Annotated in this window: 16 protein-coding genes; 5 read left to right on the top strand and 11 right to left on the bottom strand. The window is 38.2% G+C overall.

Annotated elements, in window-relative coordinates; all coding sequences use genetic code 11:
- The first annotated feature begins 17 nt into the window (after positions 1 to 17).
- Together PQG52_RS09795 and PQG52_RS09790 are read left to right on the top strand one after the other, a co-directional pair.
- A complete protein-coding gene (locus PQG52_RS09795) occupies positions 18 to 947 on the top strand; it encodes a hypothetical protein (RefSeq protein ID WP_271829279.1) in 930 nt (309 codons plus the stop codon).
- A gap of 23 nt (positions 948 to 970) precedes the next feature.
- Positions 971 to 1,501: a hypothetical protein gene (locus tag PQG52_RS09790; RefSeq protein ID WP_271829278.1), complete on the top strand. Its 531-nt coding sequence runs from the start codon at positions 971 to 973 to the stop codon at positions 1,499 to 1,501.
- A 147-nt stretch (positions 1,502 to 1,648) separates the two neighbouring features.
- On the opposite strand, the gene PQG52_RS09785 is transcribed toward PQG52_RS09790, so the two are convergent.
- From PQG52_RS09785 to PQG52_RS09745, 9 genes are all read right to left on the bottom strand, one after another.
- On the bottom strand, positions 1,649 to 2,416 hold the full coding sequence (locus PQG52_RS09785; RefSeq protein ID WP_271829277.1) for an ABC transporter ATP-binding protein: 768 nt from the start codon (positions 2,414 to 2,416) through the stop codon (positions 1,649 to 1,651).
- Positions 2,410 to 3,345, bottom strand: a complete 936-nt coding sequence (locus PQG52_RS09780; protein WP_271829276.1) for an ABC transporter permease — start codon at positions 3,343 to 3,345, stop codon at positions 2,410 to 2,412. Before PQG52_RS09780 ends, PQG52_RS09785 begins: the two co-directional genes overlap by 7 nt.
- A complete protein-coding gene (locus tag PQG52_RS09775) occupies positions 3,342 to 4,379 on the bottom strand; it encodes an ABC transporter substrate-binding protein (protein WP_271829274.1) in 1,038 nt (345 codons plus the stop codon). Before PQG52_RS09775 ends, PQG52_RS09780 begins: the two co-directional genes overlap by 4 nt.
- 188 nt (positions 4,380 to 4,567) lie before the next feature.
- Positions 4,568 to 5,851: a glycosyltransferase family 4 protein gene (locus PQG52_RS09770; RefSeq protein WP_271829273.1), complete on the bottom strand. Its 1,284-nt coding sequence runs from the start codon at positions 5,849 to 5,851 to the stop codon at positions 4,568 to 4,570.
- 113 nt (positions 5,852 to 5,964) lie between these two features.
- Positions 5,965 to 7,056 (bottom strand): hypothetical protein, encoded by a 1,092-nt coding sequence (locus tag PQG52_RS09765; protein WP_271829272.1) that lies wholly within the window; start codon positions 7,054 to 7,056, stop codon positions 5,965 to 5,967.
- 82 nt (positions 7,057 to 7,138) lie between these two features.
- The gene (locus tag PQG52_RS09760; protein ID WP_271829271.1) at positions 7,139 to 10,201 is read right to left on the bottom strand and encodes a glycosyltransferase; all 3,063 of its coding nucleotides are present in this window, start codon (positions 10,199 to 10,201) and stop codon (positions 7,139 to 7,141) included.
- A gap of 51 nt (positions 10,202 to 10,252) precedes the next feature.
- Entirely contained in the window at positions 10,253 to 12,181 is a 1,929-nt protein-coding gene (locus PQG52_RS09755; protein WP_271829270.1) for a tetratricopeptide repeat protein, read from the bottom strand.
- Positions 12,182 to 12,220: 39 nt separating this feature from the next.
- A complete protein-coding gene (locus PQG52_RS09750) occupies positions 12,221 to 13,792 on the bottom strand; it encodes an HlyD family type I secretion periplasmic adaptor subunit (RefSeq protein ID WP_271829269.1) in 1,572 nt (523 codons plus the stop codon).
- Positions 13,792 to 16,065 carry a peptidase domain-containing ABC transporter gene (locus PQG52_RS09745; protein WP_408869548.1) on the bottom strand — a complete coding sequence of 758 codons (2,274 nt, stop codon included), beginning with the start codon at positions 16,063 to 16,065 and terminating at the stop codon, positions 13,792 to 13,794. The genes PQG52_RS09750 and PQG52_RS09745 overlap by 1 nt, the downstream gene beginning before the upstream one ends.
- A gap of 384 nt (positions 16,066 to 16,449) precedes the next feature.
- On the opposite strand from PQG52_RS09745, the gene metH reads away from it, so the two are divergent.
- A complete protein-coding gene (gene metH / locus PQG52_RS09740) occupies positions 16,450 to 19,944 on the top strand; it encodes a methionine synthase (protein WP_271829268.1) in 3,495 nt (1,164 codons plus the stop codon).
- 145 nt (positions 19,945 to 20,089) lie between these two features.
- On the opposite strand, the gene PQG52_RS09735 is transcribed toward metH, so the two are convergent.
- Positions 20,090 to 20,470, bottom strand: coding sequence for a hypothetical protein (locus PQG52_RS09735; RefSeq protein WP_271829266.1), 381 nt, complete (start codon positions 20,468 to 20,470; stop codon positions 20,090 to 20,092).
- A 135-nt stretch (positions 20,471 to 20,605) separates the two neighbouring features.
- The gene (locus tag PQG52_RS09730; RefSeq protein ID WP_271829264.1) at positions 20,606 to 21,637 is read right to left on the bottom strand and encodes a hypothetical protein; all 1,032 of its coding nucleotides are present in this window, start codon (positions 21,635 to 21,637) and stop codon (positions 20,606 to 20,608) included.
- A 319-nt stretch (positions 21,638 to 21,956) separates the two neighbouring features.
- Here PQG52_RS09730 and PQG52_RS09725 point away from each other — a divergent pair, with 319 nt between their 5' ends.
- Together PQG52_RS09725 and PQG52_RS09720 are read left to right on the top strand one after the other, a co-directional pair.
- Positions 21,957 to 23,678, top strand: a complete 1,722-nt coding sequence (locus PQG52_RS09725; RefSeq protein WP_271829263.1) for a Na/Pi cotransporter family protein — start codon at positions 21,957 to 21,959, stop codon at positions 23,676 to 23,678.
- 355 nt (positions 23,679 to 24,033) lie between these two features.
- Positions 24,034 to 24,630, top strand: coding sequence for a thiamine diphosphokinase (locus PQG52_RS09720; protein ID WP_271829262.1), 597 nt, complete (start codon positions 24,034 to 24,036; stop codon positions 24,628 to 24,630).
- Positions 24,631 to 24,826 lie beyond the last annotated feature (196 nt).

Here is a 24,826-nt window from a genome sequence, read left to right as displayed (position 1 = left end):
GCGGGAAAAAAACTATTATGGAATACAAAGTAGGGTCTGAGACTATTAATGGTCGCAAATATACAGTGACAATTAATGATGATGACAATCAGTATAAAGAAAAATATTACAAAGAAATTGACGACTTACGAATTGCAGTCGGAACATTGGGTGCCCGACTTGGATGGGATACGAATGTCAGACGGATTTATACCGTTGCAATCCAAAAAATGAGTCAAAATATCGAAAACCAAATCCAACGCGGTAAAATTACATATAGACAAGGCTATTTGATTGCGAACAAGCGACGTAACTTTATTATGGATGCAGTTCGTGAAGTAACACACTCTATTGGTCTGTCTTTTGCCAAAGAGGAAAAGCCAGAGGGAAGAACAGCAAGATATTTACTATCCCATTATGCAATCACTGAACATGTTGAAAAAACGATAGAACTTCCCTCCCATTTATCCCCTGATGAGAGAAAAAAACGTATTCGTAAGGAAGTTGAAAAGATAAAGGAGAGTTTATCGCCCGCACAACAAAAGAAAATGTATTTAGACCTGCCATATAAAGAGAAAGAGATTGTCATACATAGAGCAAGAAAAGCAGCAGGTAATGCGCAAGAAAAGGTTCTTAAGCAACTTATAGACCCTCCAAGAAAACTCCCTGAAGGACAGAAAAATATTTTTGGAGGGAAAACACGTATTTATGGAGTAATAGATGTTACTGGACGATATTTATTCTATCTTTCTGTTTCTATATCCATTTACAATATTCTGACTGCGAATGATAAAGTGGCGGCAGCTGAACATGAAGCCATCTTACAAGGCGTAATGTTTGTGGGGGGATGGACAGCGGGCACAGTGGGGGCAGCGCTCGGTGGCCCTCCAGGGGCATATATTGGTGCCATGGTCGGGAGTACGCTGGCGGTTTACCTGACCGATTCTTGGTTAAAACATAACGAATAATTAATAAATGAAAGGCAGAGCAAATGACAATGAGAATAATTGAAGACGGCACCGTCACTTTAAAACGCGTACGCTTTAGGTTTCAAAGGAGTCGCATTTGTATTAATGGACATCGCACTTGGTTCACCGTTGATGGCATCAAGTTGGAAAAAGCTATTCAAATCGGCTCTCGTTATTTGCTCTTTGTCTCATCTAATGAAGGGGATATAAATTGGGCGAAAAGCTGTGACATTTATTTAATTAACCAATCAGGAAGAATTTTGGAGAGAAAGATTATAAGAGACGAGAATGAGGAAGATGAACTTTGGGATGATAGTTGGGTTCTAGGTAGGTTTAACCTTATCCCACCCAATATGATTACCTTCCGATTTGACGATAAGGTTTATAGCATAGAAGTGCTAGATAAACCAGTTTATCCTTGGTCTGACTATTACAAAAATAATAAAAATAATAATTTCTATTACGATGGTGGACGGATATTATCACTTGTTAGAAACCGTTTACAGATTAACATCATCAAAAATTTAAATTTAACGAGTGACGGTAAAATATAAAAGACTTTGATATGAGAATAATTGAAGACGGCACCGTCACTTTAAAACGCGTACGCTTTAGATTTGAAAGAACGTTGTGCTTGTTCTATACATCAACAGCACTTTTAATCACAGACTAAAAAGGACAGTAAACACTGCCCTTTCTTACTACCAATCAGATTTATGCCCTAATAACCCGAAAATCTCTCGACGGATTTTCAGAAGCTCCTCTGAATCCCGATGTCTTGGATAGTCCATATCCAATTTAAACTCACCAATAATATGCGCTGGACGTTGACGCATCACGATAATACGGGTCGCGAGTAACAAGGCTTCCTCGATATCATGCGTTACCATCAAACCAGTAAATTGCTTATTTCGCCATAAATTAACCAGCTCTTTTTGCATCGTAATGCGGGTTAAACTGTCTAATTTCCCCAAAGGTTCATCCAAAATCAACACACTAGGATCATTCACCAATGCCCGAGCCAACGCCACACGTTGCGCCATTCCACCAGAAAGTTGAGATGGATACGCATTATCAAATCCTGCCAGCCCAATCATTTCCAACATGTCGGAAATGGCTTTATCATCCTTTTTCTTTTGGATCTTAAAGCCCAACTCAACATTTTGTCGAACCGTTAACCAAGGAAACAATGTCGGATCTTGAAACACAACGATCCGAGATGGATCGGCAGCAATGATCTCTTCACCATTGGCTTTGATTGACCCTTGCTCAGGATGTTCCAGCCCAGCCACCATGCGCAGCAACGTTGACTTGCCACATCCTGACGGCCCTAAAATCACAACGAACTCATTGGGTTCAATCGTTAAATCAATTTCTTCCAACACGGGCAAGTCATGATCGTCTAAACTATAACTATGGCTGACATTCGTAATTTCAATTTTTTGCTTTTTGACTAAAGAATCTACCATTTAATGCTTTCCTTCTGCCAACGTAAAAGACGGTTACGAACTTTGAACAATAAGGTCATAAAGGAAGTACACATCACCGCCATAATCAATAATGCCGCATACATATTCGGATAAGCTGCCCATCCTTGCGCCCATTGCATATAGAACCCAAGGCCTGCTTTGACCCCAAGCATTTCCGCCACGACCAGCATGTAAAAACAAGACCCCAACGCCATAAACATACCCACAAACACAAAAGGCAATGCCGCAGGAATAGCCACATGACGAATAAGGAATAATGGTTTTGCTCCCATTGTTTTTGCTACGTCATAATAACTCGGATTAACACCAGCAATTCCAGACCACGTCAAAACCGCCACAGGAAAAGACGCTGCAAAAGCCATTAATAACTCACCCGCCACAAAGCTGGATGGAATGACCGCGAATAATAAAGGAAGGAATGCAACGGGAGGTAAAGGCCCCAGAAATCGTAATACAGGATGCGCCCAATAACCAAACAGTTTAGACCATCCCATTCCAACGCCAATAACAAATCCTATAATACACCCAAGAAGATAACCACCCACCAGCAACATCATTGAATGTGCTAAGGAATTGAGCAATTTAGCCCAATCCGTAATAAACACATCCAATAACTCTTGAGGCGCACCAAAAAACGGTCTTGGCAACAAGAGTAATTTTGCTTGGATCACTTCCCAAATGCCAATAAAAAGCGCCAAAGCCAAAATCCAAGCCCCATAATAACGCACTTTATTCAGCGGCAAAGAGATGGCACTTAAAATAGCAATACCCAAACACACTACAGCAAGTGTTGTGGTTCTTGGAAAATCATCAGCATTTGGAATGAAATAAGTCAGCCCTGCGGTTGCTAACCATGCAACCGCTCCCACAATTTGAGGCCAATAGGCGTTTTTTACAATTTGTTTCATCCAGTGAAAAGATCCTGCGTTACTTTATTGGCATAAGTTTCAGAATTTAAACTTTGTGGGAAAACACCAATTTTCTTTAACTCATCTGCATAAAAGACCACATTGTCACGCAATTGCTTACCAACAGATTGCTCATGCGTCCCTTCTGTTTCCAAAATCGCAGCAAGCTCTTGAGCTGATACTTTCGGCGCATAAGGTTCAAACATCTTGGCTGCTTCCATCTTGTTATGATGCACCCACTGCCCTGCTTCTAAAATAGCTTGCGTAATCGCTTTGGCAACCATTGGCTCTTTGCGGATCAATGACCCACGCAATCCAACCACACAACAAGCAATATGCTGCCACTTGCCTTCCATATTGGAGTCAATGGACACTAGCTGATTTTTTGTTTGGAACAAATGTGCCAATGGATCGTCTAATCCAGCAGCTTGAATTGCACCCCGTTTTAAAGCCAGTGGTAACATATCTTCTGGAAATTGACGCCAATTTACATCTTTTTCTGGATCAATCCCGATTTCTTTGAAACGCATGCTAAAGAAATTCTTTGCAGGCCCTCCAATATCACCAACACCAATGGTTTTACCTTTTAACTCAGCAATGGTTTTAATAGAACCATTTTGTGGAGCCAGCAAATGTAAACAACCAGAATGCAATCCAGCCACCAACTTTACATCAAACCCTTGTTGCAAAGGTTTTAACCATCTTAACGCCATGCCTGACGCACCATCGGCTTTACCTGTAGACATCGTTTCCAACATCTGATCGACAGAGCCTGCAAAATCAATAAAATTTACATCAAGATTATATTTCTTAAAAAACCCTTTTTGTTGAGCCACTGGAAAAGCTGCGGTACAAATTGAATCGGCACTCCATGCCAAGGTTACTTTACGAGGGGCACCTTCTATTTTAACAGGTGCGCCCACATTTGGAAATGCTGTATCCATTTCTGTAGCCATCGCTTGACGTAATGGATTGGTCAATAATGCTGCCCCAGAGGCAGCTAATAATGAACGTGAAAATTGCCGCCGATTCATAAAATTAAACCTCATAATTTATTTTAAAAAGAAAGGAAATATAGAATAAAGAAGATTAGTAATAGTATGTAATTAATTTATTGAAAAATACAATCTTATTTTTAAGTACAAAGATTAAAAACACTATAATTCTAAGTATATATCAATTAAAAAAATACCTTATTCTTTTAACGAATAAGGCATTTGTATTATTTTTTGAAATTTTGTAAGGCTCTATCCGCAGGCGAGTTCCCTAAATTTAAGGATGGCGTTCTGCGATGGATTAAATCATCAATCAATGTTTCATAGTTATTCATATATTCATCCATCGACAAGCTCCGTTCTGCTTCGGCTCTTGCAGCTTTACGAATTGATTGGGCGAGTTTTTTGTCTTCTAACACTTCTAAGATACGATCCGTTAATGCATCATGATCCAAAAATGGGGTTAATATTCCTGTAACACGATTTGCAATAAACTCTTGTACTGGCTGTGTATCACTTGCAATAATAGGACAACCTATCGCCATTGCCTCTCTTAACGACCAAGATAATACAAATGGATAGGTCAAATAAATATGAGCATCAGAGCGTTTCAAAACACTGTTAAACACGTTATACGGAACTTGCCCTGAAAAATGCACCCTAGACATATCCAACTTATTATGCACTTCTTTTAACATATAATCACGCCAAGACATGCCACTTTCTAAACTGGCACCGTAACTGACTTGATCCCGACCAATCATAACGACTTTAACATCTGGACGTTCTTGTAATAATCTTGGTAATGCCCGCATAAAAATATGAAAGCCACGATACGGTTCTAATCCCCTAGCCACATAGGTGACCAGCTTATCTTCAGGTTTGACGACAAAATCCTTCAACTCTAGATCAGATTTATAAATTGATGGGTTGGGACTACATTTCTCTAAATTGACCCCTTCTCTTAAAATCGTAATTTTTTTCTGAGCCCAATCGGGATAAGTCGAATGCTGGAATAATGTCGGCGTTTGCCCCCAACCTGGGTTTGTTGCTGAAACAAGATTAATTGTATTTTTAATCCGAACCCGCGCAGGCAACATTTCATCAGCTGGAAATTCAGGATCAAAATCAACATCCAATCCAGAGGAATGATAATAAAATTCAGTATAACTCAAAACAGGAACATCGGGATATATGTCTTGTAAATTCAACATTTCCCCCCAGCCCTGGTGTCCGATAATAATATCAGGAATGAACCCTAAATTTTTGAGGGTTTTCGTCGTTTGATAAACGGCGTCCCCTCTTTTTATTGCTAAATCCAACTCTCCCAGAGGAGCCAGCAACCCTTTGGCAGGTTCAGGGACTTGATAAAAAACAGAACGTACCCCCTGAATTCTGGCATTTGAGGGCTGGCTGATAAACACAATTTCATTATCTTTTTGTTTAGCAAGATGTTGAACAATATGTAAATATTGCCCAGGAAAATTCTGATGAATAAATAAATATTTCACGACGATACCAATTTAGTAATATTTTACCTTGTTTCATATCATGCATCTAAAAAAAACGAGATAAAATCGTTACGTTAATGTTTATAACAAAATAAGTTTTAATTTGATAAATTTTATTTTGTTTTCTTAGTGGTGGCTTTTGTCGTTACTTTACGCTCCATCGCTTTTAATGCGGCTTCTTTGGATGTTGATGTTTTTAATTTGATATTGCTTCTGACTGGTTTTGCGGGGACTATTTTTCTAATAATTTTTTTAGGTGTTGCTGTCTCAGATTCAGAATTAATAGAAACAGAGGTTGAAACACCAACAGATTTACCATCAGCAATAGAAATTAATTCAAATCGAATAGCCTCTAGAGGGGCAACAGATTCTGCTGACAAGATTGTTTCATCTTCAACTGGTCCAACTTTTGTTCCATCAACAAACGTAGCACTCAGGCGAATATGGTATTTTTTTGCAGCTTCGTCGCTTAATTTAATTCCAAGTCCACATAATGGTAATCCCATACCACGGCTACCACAAAACTGATTACCTTGGTGCCATGGGGACATCCATCCTTTTCCCAACAAAGCTTGATACTCAATATCTTCTGGTTTGATATATTTATTAATATTCAATCCAAAACCTTCGATCCAAGTTTTGCTATCTGGAATTCCAATCCAATCACCTAATTTAACCGCAACATCACCCATTCTTTGAATATGGGCAAATATAGAAATGTCATTTTCAGGCTCTGTTTTGGCTTGTGTAACGGCTGTTTGTTGTTGTTCTTGTTGAGCCATCTTGGCATGTTCTTTAACAGTCGAAACAGGGACAACCGCATCCTTATTAAGGTCAACAATTTCAGGCGCGTCATTTAACCGCACGACTTGTAATTTTGGTGCAGGCAGCTGACTGGACGGATTTTGATAAACAGTTACTAAAATTAAACCAGGACCACCAGAAATCCGAATAAGTGCAGCATTTTTTTCAGCACCCAGCCATCCATCATTTTCAAACGTTTCAATTGAAACATATGCTGATTGTTTGAAAGGCGGCAAAGAGATACGCAAGCCGGGGAAACCGAATTCATCTGCTGGAGCCTGTTGTGGTGCATGATAAATACAATATAAGCCAGCGTCTAAACTCATCAAATGACCATTTACGTTTAAATCAATCACTCTTTGTTGTTGACCTTGCTTGCCTTGGTCTCTGCCTTCTGACATTTATACTTCCCTATCTTTGACGTAATTATTATTTTTAAATTTTTTCATCTGACTTTATTAGCTCGACATTATGGCGTAATTATTAACTACGATCTAAATGTTTTACCTCTTTATTATATAACCCTTTACAAAGAGTTAATAGCATATCATTTAGTTCAGGAATAGTCATTAAAGGTGATAAAACCCATCCCCTTTGCGTATTTTTTATTCGCTGTGATATTGCTCCTATATCAAACGCTGCTGTTTGCAATCCAGAGCGCCATGCAATGCTAAGAGCATAACACCATGTTTCTGGCCAAATTGCAGGAAAGAATGCTATATCTGCGTTTTGTTGCTTAACCAAAAAAACAGCTTCTTTTTCTTGATAAGTACCTGTTATAAAAAGACGATCTGTTTTTTCAAATAAACGATCGTCAACCGTTCTTCCAACCAATATGAATTCCAAAGGCAGCTCCCTTTGATCGGCATCGTGGACTAAATCCTTGATAATATTAAATCCCTTTTCAATACCAATCGCACCAATGATACAAATTCTAAATCGATTTAAATTCATTACAGGTTGTTTATATAAATCAGACTGTGCAACTTGTGAAAAATAAGCAAGCTGTTCTATAGACAAATCGGGACGATCATCTTCTAACTCTTGGATATTGATCGTTTCTAATTTTGGAAAATGCTTGTAAATACGTTTTTTTGTATCTTCAGAAGGAACAATAATAGATCGAGCTACATCGAATTCCTTTTGAGAACGCGAAATCCATTGTCGTATTTGAACTGGCTTTTCTTCATCAAAACATTCACCACCAATACAATTTTGACATTCATCAAGATCTTTTGGTTCCCCACAATAATGTTGCTGTGGATTAATCAACGATATCCTGGGACAAAAAGCCATATAATCATGTAAATACATTTCATATTCTATCTTCAAATCTTGTAACAAATTGCGAACGGCAGGATGATGACCAGCAAAATGATGAACTTGCATCATCAGGATAGGCTTGCTTTTTAAAAAATTAAGCAAAATATGATACTCTGATGGCAAATCGTAAACCAAATTAGGATATAAATCTTCAATATTAATATTAGATGATGAAGTTGATTTCAGTTGTATCTCTATTCGGCACGCATCGCCTAACAATGTAGGGCGAATAATCAAGGGGGTTCCCCCTTTTATACGCCAATCATTGGCGCGTTCTTGCACAGCACGTTCCACCCCACCACCATAAATATGGGTAATAAACAAACCATATCGCAGTGATTTCCCTATTTTTTTTTGTCTTTTTTCAAACGCTTGCAAACGATATAAATCAATCTTGCGACGCACAGCACGTAAAAAATCCTGATCGATATAATCCATCACCATTTGATCGTAATCAGGATAAAGTTTATTTAATATCTTAATATTACGATTTGATAATGATTTTTTATTATTCTGAAATGAAACGCCACCTTTATGACCAATAAAAACATCTGCTGCTAAAACATGCCGCCATCCTAAATGTTGAGCCCGCATGCAAAAATCATTTTCTTCACCATAGCCTTGGGCAAACAAATTCTCTCTAAATAACCCTACCTGATGCAAACAATCATGACGAATAAACATACAAAACCCATGAGCGGTTGGCACATCAATCGTTAATTTTTTATTCACCTTCTGCACAGAATGCATTAAATTCTCAACAGCTTTTAATTCAGGGACAGGATTTTCTTTGTCATGATAAGGATAAGAAAAAATACTGGCGTCATTCGAAAAAGGCGTTACCGTTCCAATAGCCCGACCGCTATATGCTGCATCCAATAAACCCTTTATCCATCCTTTTGGCACCAGTGTATCACTGTTTAATAAAATCACATCATGATCAGGCCAAGCCAGCATACCAGTATTCACGGCACCTGGAAAACCAAGATTTTCCAAATGATGGATCATAAATATAGTTTCATGATTTACTTGAGATTCTAACCACTCCACAAGTTCAATATCTGGCGAATAGTCATTTACAAGTTGTATCTTAAATCCCTTAGGCAAAGTTTTCAAAACGGATTGAACACACGATATTGTCTCTTCTTTTCCTTTATATACAGGAATAATAATGATAACACCTAGTCCTGAATGTTCTGATATCTGCGGATTGCACCCCTTATAATATGCAGATACAGGCAAATAATGTTGATGCTTTTTATTAATATTTCTGTAGGATTTCGTTTTACGGTATAACAATAATGGATCAATCGGACTGCCGATTAAATGCCTGCCATAATCGTCTGTAAAAGAATATGATCCTTCTTCAAATTCTGCCAAAGGAATATAAAATTGCTTTGCCCTAAAAAGCGGGAATTCTAAGGTCGCGACATCAAATTCTTTTATGGCTTGTACTTGTTTACATAAAGTATTTTGAGCATCATAAACATGAATTGTTGAGACACGATCTGCTTCTGCTGGATACCATAACCAACCCTTTACACATTGATCGTCGCTTTCGACAAAGCCTTCTGTGCGTAAAATAGCTTGTAAATCAATTGGGCTGCCAACCAGAGGTTTATTCTGTGTTTCAATCGATAAATAAGAAAAATTTTCCCAACCCTCTGGTAAAGAAAAAAAAGGATCCTTTGTTTCAAGAATGAACTTATCATCTAAAAACACATAAAGCGTCAGACGGTTTTTATTACCAATCCATACCTGTCCCGAAGAACCAATAACACCACAACATCCCTCCTCTCCACCATCAGTGACGATTTGCGCTATAGTCGCCCACGAATTTTTAGTTGGGCAATAACAAGACAATAAATATTGTATGGTTTCTATGGCTTGAGAGAATTCTTTTCTGTGAGCATGTATGATTGATAACACGACCCACCCTTTATAAAAATCAAATTTTTTTATCAAAGGCACAAGTAATCGATATGCATCATTATATCGTTGCTGCTTTAAAAGCAACATTATCAAATCAAACGTAATATTTGGGTTATGTTCTGCCAATCGATGGGCGCGTTCCATCCAACGAACAGCTTCTACAATGTTTTTTTTATTTTGTTGATCCAGAGCCTTCAGAAAAGCAGATTGAGCGCTTTGACGTATGCGCTCAATCCCCTCTTTTTTTTTCTTAGAATATTCTAATAGTTTCTTTTTATATTGATCAGACAATGAATCACTCTTTAAAAAAAATACATTACAAGATTCATCATTCTTTAAATATTATTTTTTCTTTACAAAAAATAAACCTGGAGCCACTTCAACTTTGTCAGTTGATTTTTCTTGTATTATTTCCTCAGAAATCGGCAATTCTTGCGTTTGTTTCTCTGGCATTCGCTGCGCTGTTTCGGATTCTTTAAGCTCTGGTATAAAATTAGGGTTCTCTAATTTTTTCAGATCATTTTGAGCTTCTTTTTCCCCCGCATTCAAAGCCATTTCAAACCAATATCGTGCTTGTTTTGCATCCTGTTGTCCAGCCAAACCTTGTGCCAAATATCGACCCAACATTAATTGAGCCTTCGAATGACCTTTCTCTGCTGCTTTTCTGAACCAAATTTGAGCCTTTTCACGATTAGGTTCTAAATGATTTCCTCCACCATATATCGCACCCAAAGAAAACATTGCTGGAACACTGCCTTGATCTGCAGCCATTTGATAAAATTTCAGAGCTTCTTCGGCTAAGGCTTGCCCTTTATTGGTTTTGCCTTCCAATAAAATATGCGCCCATAAAATTTGCGCATCTGCAATCCCTTCTTCTGCTGCAGAAGATATCCAAGCATAAGCTTCATCAGATTTTTGCTCTCCTCCCGCACCCTCAAGTAGCATTCTGCCATACCAATATCGTGCTTGCATTACTTCTGGACAGCTTTTCCTTAACCATTCACGAGCTTGTTTTTCTTTTTCAGCATCAGGATTAAGCGTATTGCTTTTCAATAAAGCCACTGCCAAGTTAAACATAATTGGCTGTATACCCTGCTCTGCACCAGGGATGAGATACTCTTTAATGACATCGTCAATCTGCAAATTACTGTCTGACAATTGAATTGCCATATCACCAAGAGTGACCGTCGCAATAACGTCCCCCTTCTTAGCAGCAAAACTTAATAAATCTATGGCTTTATTAGTTGATTGTGGAAGCCCCATTCCCCTCAAGTACAATAACCCCAATGATCTTGTCGCTGTAACATGACCATTTTCAGCAGCGACTACATACCAACGCGCAGCCTCAACATAATTAGGGGGGATATCATCATTGCCTTGACCATTCATATCTGCCAACACAACAGCAGCTTCTATATCTCCTGCCAAGGCCGCTTTTCTTAACCAAGTTTCCGCTTGGATGAAGTTTTGCTCTACCCCTTGGCCATTTTTTAACGCAACACCATACAAGGCTTGAGCAGATCTTACACCGTTTTCAGCTGCTTTTTTATATAATTCGGCCGCCCGTCGGGTATCAAGTGGAACCCCTCTACCCGATTGATACATTACCCCCAATTTGTATAATGCTGTTGCCATGTCTCTTTCTGCGGCAACCTCTAAAAATCTAGCAGCTTCGGCATAATCATTATCATTTTCACCCAAACGTAATAACAATAATCCTTTGCCCATATAACCTTGAGCAGAATCCTGAGCAATTGCTTTGTCATACCAACTCAGCGCCTCAGAAACTATTTCAGGGTCTTTCGTTTCAGAAGAAAGCAAGTAAGCATATAATGCTTGTGCTTCGGGCAAACCTTGTTCCGCTGCTTGCTTGGCCCAATAACGCGATTTATCTAAATCAGGTTGTAAATTATCATAGTTTTCCTCTGGAAGAGGTTCAAATATATTTTGTCCGGTTATCTCTTGTGCCTCTGGTATCCCCCTCATATACAATAATGCCAGCATATATGCTGAATCAACCCAACCTGCTGTTGCCGCTGTTTCATGCCACAAAGCCGCTTCACGAAGGTTAAAAAGAACCCCGTGAGCGTTCAGATAGCACATTCCTAACCAATACTGTGCCTCGGGAGACTGCATCGACGCAGCTTGAGAAAATTGGTTAAAAGCTGTTTCGTAATCCTCATTTTCATATGAGTCTTTAGCCTTTTCCAATATTTTCTCAATTTTTTTAGATTGACGACTTTCGCCGCCCATTCTAAATAATCTGCGCATTTTAAAACTCCTATAAAATCAATAGTAAACAGCTAACTCTTATTGAGGGTCACGCATACCATTGGTTAATTGAGGAACAATACCATTCATTAAATATTGCGCAACAGTCCTTTTTCCAACATGGATATCCGCCGAAACGGTTAGTCCTGGTGTTGGATGAAAAAAGTTAGGAACATTATGTAATGTATATTTCTCAATTTTTAAACGCGCTCTAAAAAAAGGTTTATTCTTAAAATTCATAGGGGCAGTACCCAGACGGTTGGTTTCTTGTGTCATGTCACCTGGTTGAAAAACATCAGCACTGATATTTGTTAACACTGCTTCAGCACCGCCATATTGCGTATATGGAAAAGTGCTAAATTTGATATTTGCTTTGTCACCTAACTTTAGATATCCAATCTCATCACCAGCAACAGCAGCCTCCACTTCTAGACCTGTTCCTACAGGGATCAATGTTATGAAAGGAGCGCCAGCATTCAATACTGATCCAACAGAACCTTTGGTAATCGATAAAACAATAGAATCCTGTTCAGCTTTTAATAATATCTTATTTTTACGTAAGCGTGCCTTTTTATAATCCCCATCATCACGTGCATATTGTTTAATAGCGATATTTAATTCCTTATAGATTGTTCCTTTCCAATTCTCAATATATGCAGTACGTTCAGATTGTAGAGATTCAATACGTTTCACCGTTGCATTTGCTGTTTGTTGGGCAGTGATTAATCTATTTTCAACATCCATTAATGTATCTTGTGAGCCAAGTGTAGATAATCTGCTACCCACTTCTTCTTTCTGTAACTTTGTACGCATTTGATGAACATCAGAGGCCACTTTAACACGACCACGCAACACTGCAATGCTCGCAATGGAATTTTTTAACTGTGCTTGCTGTTCGGCAATCTTTTGATCGAAGCCCGCAACCTTCGCGTCGTATTCTAATTTACGTTTCAGAAATAAATTTCCCTGTTCAACAGAGTAAGAGTCTGATGGGTCAACAGTATAAGTTTTTCCGTCTGCCTCTGCACGTAAACGATCATATTCTGCTTTATCGGCACCCACTTGGACTTTTAAATTATCAATATCTGCATCGGATAATGTTGGATCTAGATGTGCAATAACTTGTCCCTTAGTAACAAAATCGCCTTCCTTGACATCAATAGATTTAATAATGCTTTGTTCCAAAGGTTGTACTAACAAAGGTGTTTCCGTGGAAATTAGCCGACCTTCCGCCGACACAACTTTATCAAGCGGAAATAAACACATTCCAAAAAAGGAAAAAACGGCTAATCCACCAATCAACCACGTCATATATTGCGCAGAAGCCGTCGGGGGCATATTAATTATCGCAGACGTTGGCGAATGAAACTCCAATAATGCAATCGGCATATCCGCTTGGAAGCTATCATCAGAATCTGCATCAGGTAAGTAGTAACCGTCTGGAACATGATTTTCATCATCTTGCCCGTTATCAATCTCGGATGCCTGTGTGTTTTTCTTAGGCAGCGTCTGATTTTCATCAGATTGAGTTAAACCGTTTTCTATATTGTTTTTTCCATCAGGTTGAACGCCTTTTGGTAATTGATCATGTTTATTATCATCAACCATCATTACATTCCTTCAGGCACCAAACCATCGCCACTTTGTTTTTCTTTATTAGGTTTCTCTTGAGTATGCCTGTTTTGTTGCAACCATAAAGTACGATAAATTTCACAAGTCTCTAATAATTCTTCATGATTACCAATTGCTTGCATGACTCCTCGATCCAAAACCAAGATTTTATCACAATTCACCAAAGAAGAAAGTCGGTGCGAGACAATTACCATTGTACGCCCGGTCGCAATACGCTCTAGATTGGCATTAACCAAAGCTTCACTTTCTGGATCCAACGCCGACGTTGCTTCATCCAAAATCATGAATTTTGGATCCAAAATTACAGAACGTGCAATTGCCAACCGTTGGCGTTGTCCACCAGAAATATTGGTAGATCCCTCTTCGATAAAGGTATCATAACCTGCCGGCATACGCTCAATAAACTCTTCTGCCCCTGCCAAACGTGACGCACGAATAACATCCTCCATCGTAAGCCCTGGACGACCTGCGGTAATATTATCTTTGATTGTTCCTCTGAATAGAAAGTTGTCTTGTAATACCACACCAAATGAGCGTCTTAAATGTGTTAAGTTAATTTCACGTAAATCAACACCATCTAATCGTAAGAAGCCTGTATATTCACGGCTTACACCTTGCAGCAGACGCGTAATAGTCGATTTACCAGAACCGCTTCGACCAACTAATCCCAACATTGTTCCAGCAGGAATAGAAAAACTCAAATCTTTTAGTGCACGGTTGCTCCCACCTGGGTACGTGAAATTAACACCCTCGAACGCTAAAGCACCAACAATTTTGGGGCGAAGTCCAGTGGTCAATGCTTTGGTTTCTGTAGGGTTGTTTAAAATATCCCCCGCTTGCCCAAGAGATGTATTTACTTCTGTAATAGACGAAGTCAACTTTGCCATACCAACTAACGGAGTGGCAACACGCCCCCCTAACATCATAAATGCAACAACCACACCAGCATCAATCCCTGATGTCGGATTTGTAATTGCAAGAAAAGCACCAATTAGGATAATACCACGATTAATAAAAAAATCGAGTGGCATCACCAACGTTTCGGGCCAGTTTTGTATTCGAGAAGTCGACAAACGCCATTTGGAGACCTCAGCAATCACCTCATCCCACTCACGTCGACGTGCGGGTTCTAATGCCAAAGTTTTAACCGTTCTGATCCCCGCTACAGTCTCATACATCATTGACGAACGTGTCATTTCAGATTCGATACGACTCCTGAAACGTTTAGTAATAGCCGGAAGGAATAAAATCACAATAAGACCAATCAAACCAGCAGCAGCAACCGTTAACCACGCGAGCGTTGGACTGATATAAAATAAAAACGGCAAAATCACGATCAACGTAAATAAATCTAAAAATGTTGTCAGCAACTTACCCGTAATAAAATCCCTAACCATATAAATCTGGGATACTTTACCAACAATACGCCCTGCCTGTTGGCGTTCGAAGAATTCTAATGGCAGCGCCAATAAGCGGTTATAAGTATGAATGGAAATACGCGAATCTAATCTTGTTGCTAAAACGGCCGTTAATTCACGACGAGCATAAGTAATTAAAATTTCATAAAAACATAAAATAATCAACAAACCTGTAATCGAGATAAGTGTCGCTGTTGACTGGAATGCAATCACTCGGTTAACAACCTGCATCACGATAAAAGCAGGGAAAATTTGCAAAATACTGATAATCATCGAGGCAAAGCTGATGTCACGTAATAAAACGCGTTCACGCAATACCATCTTTGCAAGCCATGTAAAGTTAATAACAGCATCTGCCTCAGAAAGATTCCGATTGGCTTTGACCAATAGGACATCCCCTGTCCATGCTTGACGCAATCGTAATTCGTCAACGGCTATGGGGGCATCTGTTTCTTTGCCTAAGGGATCTCTAAGAAAAACAATCCGTTTTTTTGGGTTAACCCCAACCATTAACCCCGCAGAACCATCTTTAAACATCAATACGACGGGTGAGGAATTATATAAACGAATCAAATAACGCCACTTTAAACGCATTCCTTTTGCAACCAAACCTTGACCATTCAACCAACGCGCAAGCGTTGCTGGGGAAGGAGAAGCTTCGTCTGGCTGTGTGGCGAGATCACGCATGTCAAGATCAACACCATGATATTTAGCAGCCGCCATTGTGGCACGAATACGGATCATCATCGGAGAAAGGCGCTCGGCTTTTTGGGTCGCACCGTCTTTATTTTGCCCCGATCCTGACTGAAGGGGAGTGTTTAATGGTTGATCCACGGATCATCTTTCATCAAAAATCTCTATAATACTAAAACTTAACGCTTCTTGGAAATCGAGATGCCCAGTTTAACCTTAAATGACTCTCTCCAAAGAAACACAACGGAACATATCAATTATTTGTCAATAATTCAACCATTTCAAATATTCTAATAAAATTAACCAAATTAAAATATTATGATTTGTAAATTACCCAGTCATAATATAAATGATGAAATCATTATAAATTTATTTCACATCCAAAACAATACTATTTTATATGAATTTTTTTTAATTTTATATCTTGTTATTATAAAGTAAGATCTATTTTTAATATACTTCACTTATAAACTGCAATTGACTATCTTTACTCTTTACCTCAACTGATGATTAGGCTTTTTATTTATGTCTGGACAAAGTAAACTTCTTGAAAAACTTCAACAACAAATCCTCCTATGTGATGGTGGCATGGGTTCGATTGTTCAAATGCTTGACCTTGATATCCAAAAAGATTTTTGGGGCAAAGAAAATTGTACAGAAGTTTTAAACCTGTCCAGACCTGATTTGGTAAGAGATATCCACCGCCAATATTTCGAAGCAGGCGCGGATATGGTGGAAACCAATTCTTTTGGTGGCTCCACCATTACGCTTAGTGAATTTGACCTTCAAGACCAAACCCGTGAAATCAATAAACGTGCGGCTGAAATTGCTCATGAAGCTGCTGACCTTTTTAAAGATGGGAAAGAACGTTTTGTTGTTGGATCAATTGGCCCAGGAACACGCCTTCCCTCCTTAGGTAACATCGCTTATGATCCGCTAGAAGCTGCACTTGCGGAACAATGTCGTGGATTAATTGATGGTGGGGTCGATTGTTTTTTAATTGAAACATGTCAAGACCCATTACAGATCAAAGCTGCGGTCAATGCTGCAAAACTTGCTCAAAAAGAAGCCAGCCTCTTCTTGCCTATCTTTGTCCAAGTCACAATTGAAACGACTGGCACTTTGTTGGTTGGCAGTGATATTGCTGCTGCTGCAACGGTAATTGATGCTTTGGACGTGCAAATGATGGGGATGAACTGCGGAACTGGCCCCCGTGAAATGGGCGAGGCTATTAAATGGCTCTCTCAATATTGGCCACGATTAATTTCGATGCAACCTAATGCCGGTCTTCCAGAGCTTTTAGATGGTAAAACTCATTATCCATTATCTCCAGAAGAAATGGGACATTGGATGGCTCGTTATATAGAAGAGCAAAAAATCAATATGATTGGTGGCTGTTGCGGTACCAATCCGAACCACATTGCTGCAATGGACAAAGTGTTACGCGAAAGAGCCACTAATGAAGGTTCTGCTGGTCGTCCAAAATCTATTCCACGCACACATGTTGCCATGCCGTCTGTTGCCAGCCTTTTCTCTGCCACCCCATTACGTCAAGAAAATAGTCTATTTTCTATTGGTGAGCGTTGTAATGCCAATGGGTCTAAGAAATGGCGAGATCTGCAAGCCGAACAAGATTGGGATGGTTGTGTTACCGTTGGGCGTGAGCAATTAAAAGAAGGCTCTAATGCGCTTGATGTCTGTATGGCGTTTGTTGGGCGCGATGAAGATGCTGAAATGCGTGAAATTATTCCTCGTTTTACCTCTTCTATTAATGCACCTTTAGTCATTGATTCCACGGGCACCGATGTCATTGAAACTTGTTTAAAATTACATGGTGGGAAACCAATTATCAACTCTATCAATTTTGAAGATGGCGAAGAAATTGCAGCTGAACGGATGGTTTTGGCAAAAAAGTTTGGTGCTGCTGTAATTGCCCTTACCATTGACGAGGTTGGAATGGCAAAAACGCCCGAGGATAAATTGCGTATTGCAACACGCCTGGTTGAATTTGCTTGTGATCGTTATGGATTACCTCAGTCTGATTTGATGATTGATCCCCTTACCTTTACCATTGCCACTGGGGTTGAGGATGATCGCAAATTAGGTCTGTGGACATTGGAAGGCATCAAAGCCATTCATGATAAATTCCCTGATATTCAAATTGTTTTGGGATTATCCAATATTTCCTTTGGGTTAAATCCTGCGGCACGTGCCGTCTTAAACTCGGTCTTTTTATATCATGCGCAACAAGCAGGTATGACTTCTGCAATTATTCATGTTTCTAAAATCCGTCCTATGCATTTAATTGACAAAGAAGAAGTCAAAGTTATTGAGGATTTGATTTTTGATCGCAGAACCGAGGATTATGATCCTTTAAAGAAAGTCTTAGAAATCTTTGCTGATCGCAAAGCCTCTCAAGCTGCGGCACGTCCTGTTGCAACCACGATTGAAGAACAGCTTCATGATCGTATTGTGGATGGCAATCGTAAAGGCTTAGAAGACGATTTGAAAAAGGCTATGGAAAAGTACGAGCCTTTAGAAATTATCAATACTTTATTGTTAAGTGGCATGAAAACCGTTGGTGAGTTATTTGGTTCTGGAAAAATGCAACTTCCCTTCGTATTACAATCCGCAGAAACAATGAAAGCTGCTGTTTCTTTCCTTGAACCTTTTATGGAAAAAACCAGCAATGAAACCAAAGGTACGATGGTTTTGGCAACTGTTAAAGGCGACGTACATGATATTGGGAAAAACCTTGTTGATATCATCCTGAGCAATAATGGATTCAACGTTGTTAATTTAGGGATTAAAGTCCCTGTTGCGGATATGATTAATGCCGCCAAAGAGCATAATGCCGATGCGATTGGTATGTCGGGTCTGTTGGTAAAATCCACCGTGATTATGCGTGAAAATCTAGAAGAAATGGCTGAACAAGGATTAAATGTTCCTGTGTTACTGGGTGGTGCTGCTCTGACCCGTGCTTATGTTGAAGACGATTGCTCCGCAGCTTATAGCAAAAACAATGGATTAGTTGCCTATGCACGTGATGCGTTTGACGGGCTTACATTAATGGAAAAAATTGCATCTGGAAATTTAGAGGGATATGTTGCGGCTCAAAAAGTGCAGAATAAACGTCCTAAACGTGCGGCTAAGAAAGAAAAAATCGAAGTTCCTCCATTAACTAAGGAAGAATCAACACAACGCCGTCGAGAAATGGCTCCCGACGAAGAGGTTCCTACACCACCATTTTGGGGGGTAAAACGATTAGAAGCAAAAATGAAGGCGATCCTGCCGTTTCTAAATGAACGTTCGTTGTATCAACTACAATGGGGCATGAAAAAACAAGGGAAAACGCTGGAAGAGTTCCTTGAAAATGCAAAAGTTGAGTTAAGACCCATTTTACATAAACTCATAGAGCAATGTGAAAAAGAAAATATCCTGCAACCTCAGGCTTTATATGGCTATTGGAAAGCGGCAGCATGTAGTGAAGACCTCATTCTTTTTGATGAAGATGGTCAAACCGAATTATGCCGCTTTAATTTACCCAGACAGCCTGGGGCTAATCGTTTTTGTTTAACCGATTTTGTACGCGATATTGATGATCCTGTTCGTGATGTTATTGGATTACAAGTTGTAACCGTTGGTCAACAAGCTTCTGACACTACCCGAGTGTGGTTCGAAGATAATCGCTACCAAGATTATCTGTACCTACATGGATTATCCGTTGAAATGACCGAAGCCATGGCGGAATATACCCATCAGCGTATGCGTTCTGAACTGGGATATATGGGTGAAGACGATCCCGATATGAATCAACTTTTGATGCAAGGATATCGTGGTTCTCGTTATTCTTTTGGGTATCCAGCTTGTCCAAATATCGAAGATCAAAAACATATCTTGAAATTACTAAAAGCCGAGCAATTAGGGATTACTTTGTCTGAAGAATGGCAATTACATCCAGAACAATCCACTTCTGCTCTGGTTTTGTTTCATCCAAAAGCCAAGTATTTTATTGTTTAAGAAAAATATACTCTTCTTGTTTTAATTTAAAGAAACAAGAAGGGTTCTTATTACATCTCTATTAATCACATACACACTTTTACAATATCCAAGGCGATATACATATATAAAGCACGACTATAAAGCAGATTGACAAGACAATAACTTATCTTACTTTAAGAGGAATTAAAACATCCTCTTCATTTAAGGTCATTTTCCAATAAGGTTTTATGTTAAATTTTCTTTTCCATATAGATATAGGATCTTTTAATGTATCCGCTTTTTCAGTAGGAGGGAAAACTTCTATTCTCCATAATCCTTTATATAAAAAATCAAAAGTCATAATGTTCGGAGGATATAAGTTTAAACCTAAAAATACATCTGTGTAGTAAGCAACAAAAATATCTTTTGTTTCCAATAGCCTTCCATTTTTATCAAGCAAAGAAACTGTTAATCCTTCTTCAAATGGGCAATCATAAGTTGCAAAGACCAAATAATACTCATAAATCCGAATACAAGCCTCTAATACAATGCCACCAATAATCATGTTGGTTTTTTGACCATTTTAAAACAACATAGCTTTTTATCGGGTATTCTGGTTCTTTGGCCGTACAGATCGGTGATACAGAAAATTCTATGTAAGAAACATATTCCATTTAATTCTCTTCATGCATTAAGATAATTATACCAACGGTTCTGTATATATTTTAACTTTTTTAAAACGAAAATGAGATTTAGAATCTGCTTGTCTATATATTCCCCATCTTAAGCAACATAAAGACCTTGGAAGTGGTAAAGCCGTAAATATTTTCTTTTCTGAAACCCAACAACGTAGTTGACGGTGAATAAGGGATTTTAAACCTTTGCTTTCCCCAGAATAATCAATAATAAAACTATTATCTTGATGAGACCGCATATCTATAATGATTTTTATAAAATCATACTCTCTATCAATTTCAACACTTTCCAATAGTTTAAAATCTTCACTGACTAAATGTAAATTATCCCAGCAATGATTATTAACAATTGTTCGAATAATGAATACATAATGTTTGTCAATTTTTATAATATTTTTTAAAAAAGTCCCATCTAATGTCAAATGCGTATATTTACCATCTAAAAATATTTGGCTCTTAACAGAAAATTCGTGATTATAATATGGCGTTTGCATTGTTATTTTTGGCTCAGGACTTGTATCATTACCAAGTTTGTTAATAACAACAGATTGATGTCCTTCACGTCCAGAAACTTTATATTCTGTCCATTTCATGACACGTTCTCGTTTAAAATTTCGAGGTTGCCTTAACTTTAAATAACATTTCTTTGGTGCTAAATGTAAGTGTACAGTTAATTGATGTTGATTAGTATACATAAAATCAAAAAGAATAGTATTAGGCTCTCTTAACTCCAACCCATAAAATCGATCATCGACATTTTCACCAAACATATAGGTTATTGCTTGACCAAATATCTCTTTGCTATCCAACAAATTATACTGCTGATCAACTAAATAAATTGCTAAACGACGACTTTCATCTGCAACATCACTATAATAAGTAATAAACGCAACATAATATTGATCGAATTTGATGCAAACTTCCAATTTTTCTCCAGTTAAACACAATGACGTTTTTTGACTATCAATATAGACATAACCAAGTTTTTCACCTTCAATAGGCGACAAATCAAAACATTCAGTGGGGATAATTTCCATTAATCAACCTTTACCAAAAAAGGAGAACATAAATTCGTCTAAATTGTGTGCATAATTATTAATTAATTGTTCTCATTTTAAATCTATTTAATACCAGTAAGCAAATGTAGAAAATTGGATATTGGGCTCAAAACTATTTCCTAAAAGAATATCACCTAAAACAATCCTTTATATTGATTACTCATACTTTATGGTGATATGCTAACGACTTTAATAATTTTAAATAAATTTTATCTGACTTTTTTTATCATTCATTTTACCTAAATATCCACCATTCTTATTCGCGAAACTGCTTTTAATTTACAATCGAGGTTTATCATTGAATTTTGTTAGTATTATTGATCTTGCCGGCAGTGTTGCCCTGTTGCTATGGGGTGTACATATGGTGCAAACTGGCGTACAACGTGCTTTTGGCGCAAGGCTCAATCAGATTTTATCAAAAACATTACGAAACAAGATTCAAGCTTTTTTTGCGGGTTTGGGCATTACTGCCGTTTTGCAATCATCTACAGCTACTGGATTAATGATTACCAGCTTTACCGCAAATGGCGTCATTGGACTTCCCTCTGCTTTGGCGGTGATGCTTGGGGCGAATGTCGGAACAACGTTGATCGTTCAATTGTTATCATTTGACGTATCACGCATAGCTCCTTTGTTTGTTCTTATTGGGGTGGTGATGTTCAGACGGTGGATGAACGCTGTACGTGATTTAGGTAGATCGTTCATTGGGTTGGGTCTAATTTTAATTTCTCTGCATCAATTCTTAGAAATCTTACAACCATACACCAACCAGCCCTCTTTGCGCTTGATGCTGGGCAGCATCGCAGATATGCCCTTAATCGCCGTATTTATTGCATTGGTTTTAACATGGATTATGCATTCCTCTGTTGCTGTTGTCTTATTAATTGCCTCGTTCGCATCGCATAATGTTATCCCACCAGAAACCGCTTTTGCAATGGTTATTGGCTCCAATATCGGGACAGCATTGAACCCAGTATTGGAAGGAACTGGCAAAGATATCGTCTCTAAACGTTTACCTATAGGGAATCTATTAAACCGTGTTATTGGTGCAGCAATTTGTATGTTATTTCTGACGCAAATGACGCGTTGGTTTATCTACTATTATCCTGATATGAATCGGTCTGTAGCCAATTTTCATACTCTTTTTAACATTGTGACGGCTGCTGTATTTCTACCCTTTTTGACACCTTATGCTGAGTTCCTGAAGCGCATCATGCCCCGTCCAAAAGAGGAAAAAACAGAAGATCCATCTAAGCCAATATATCTTGATAAATCCGCTCTGAAACAATCCCCTATGCTTGCTATCAGCAACGCAATCAGGGAATCTTTGCGTTTGTGCGATGCATTGGAGAAAATGTTGTATGGGGTAGATAATACATTGAAAAGCAAAACTCCTCAAATCGCCATTGAGGCAAGAAGAGTTGATATTATTCTGGATAAATTAACCAATTCTATTCAAAGTTACGTCACAGCATTAGATCCTGAGTCTTTAAACCGGAATGAATTAACACAAACAGAACGCATACTTACTTTTTGCACACAAATTGCCAATGCCAGTGATGTCTTGGATCGCAATGTCTTACCAACGGTTCATAAAATGGCTAAGCAGCGCATCATTTTACCCGATGAGATGATGCAACCTTTGAAAGATATGTTAAAACGTATGCATCAAAATTTACGTATTGCTGCAACTTTGTTGATGAACGAGGATGAAACCATCGCCAGAAAGCTGGCCGAGGAAAAGGATATTTTCAGGGAAACTGAAAATCAAGCAAACTCTATTTATTATCGTCGTTTACGAGAAGAAACCACCAATAAAAAAAACCAGATCCTTTATGGGTCATTTATGCTGGAACTTGCTCGTGATTTAAAACGTACTAACACGCATATCGTGGCATCAGCGGCTTATCCTGTCTTAGATCAATCAGGTTTATTATTACCTAGTCGTTTGCAGCCCGAAGATGATACCAATTTATCCACAGACAAGGAATTGTCCAAACGCGAGGAAAATGAAGAATGATATACTCATTCAACTCAATATAACTAAAATGCTAATGATTCGAGTTTTTAATAACTGTTTCGCCAAAGTCTAACAATAATTTCCTGCGCTATATATAAGGTATACTCCACGCCCCCCTTATCTTTAAATAGTTGCTCCTCTAAATATTTCCTAACGTTCTCTATTTATCTGAGCAAAAACACTATTTTCTTGTCTTAATCAAAGAAAAAATAGTTACTTTATATTATTCTTCAAATTAAGATTACCATTTAATTAACTTTTTGAACTAATGTTACAGTTTCCATAGGAAAAAATTCTATGAAATACTATCCTATGCCTACCATCCAAAGCTCAGCACAAGCCATTATCCTCGCAAATGGTGATTTCCCCCGTCACCCTATTTCCAAAATCGATTTTACAATATCATCAAGACAAGCTGGTCTGTTGCGACGGAGCAGCCAATAATTTATCAAACCATCATCTTACTGCACAGGTCATTATTGGGGATGGCGATTCTTTATCGCTAGATAATCAGATAAAATATCAAGATAAATTTATAAAATTATCAGACCAAAATACCAACGATCTCACCAAAGCGGTGTTATTTTGCCAAAGCCAATCCGTACAATCTTTGATTATCTTAGGCGCAACGGGGAAAAGAGAAGACCACACCATCGCCAATATTGCCTTACTAGTAAATTATCTATCAATCATTGACAACGTCACCATGATTAGCGATTTTGGCGTTTTTAATGCTATTCAGCTTCTATCCAGCTTTGAAAGCTATTCTAAACAACAAGTTTCTTTATTTAGTCAGTCCCCTACTCCAATTACTACCACCAATTTAAAATATTCTTCGAATAAACAAAATCATATTTATTGGTGGCAAGGGTCATTAAACGAATCCTTAGGGGATGAATTTACAATTGAAGTTAATAACGCTTTGATCGTTTATCGAGCATTTCGAGAGTAATTGTCTATTATGCGATGAAGCGCAAAAATATTTTTGATAAAATTTGATTTTAGAACAATTCTTCCTATCTATCATTCACTAAGTAAAAATAACGATAAGGCAAATAATAGGTTCTAGGTGTAACGAAAATAATTTATAACTATCTATTGATATAAAGACATTGTTTAATTATGAATATGTTTTACACACTTCATTA

Origin of the sequence: Commensalibacter communis, assembly GCF_947179105.1 — a bacterium.
Taxonomy (GTDB): Bacteria; Pseudomonadota; Alphaproteobacteria; order Acetobacterales; family Acetobacteraceae; genus Commensalibacter; species Commensalibacter communis.
Note: the sequence above shows the minus strand (reverse complement) of the source record. Positions and strands in the feature narration are given on the sequence as shown.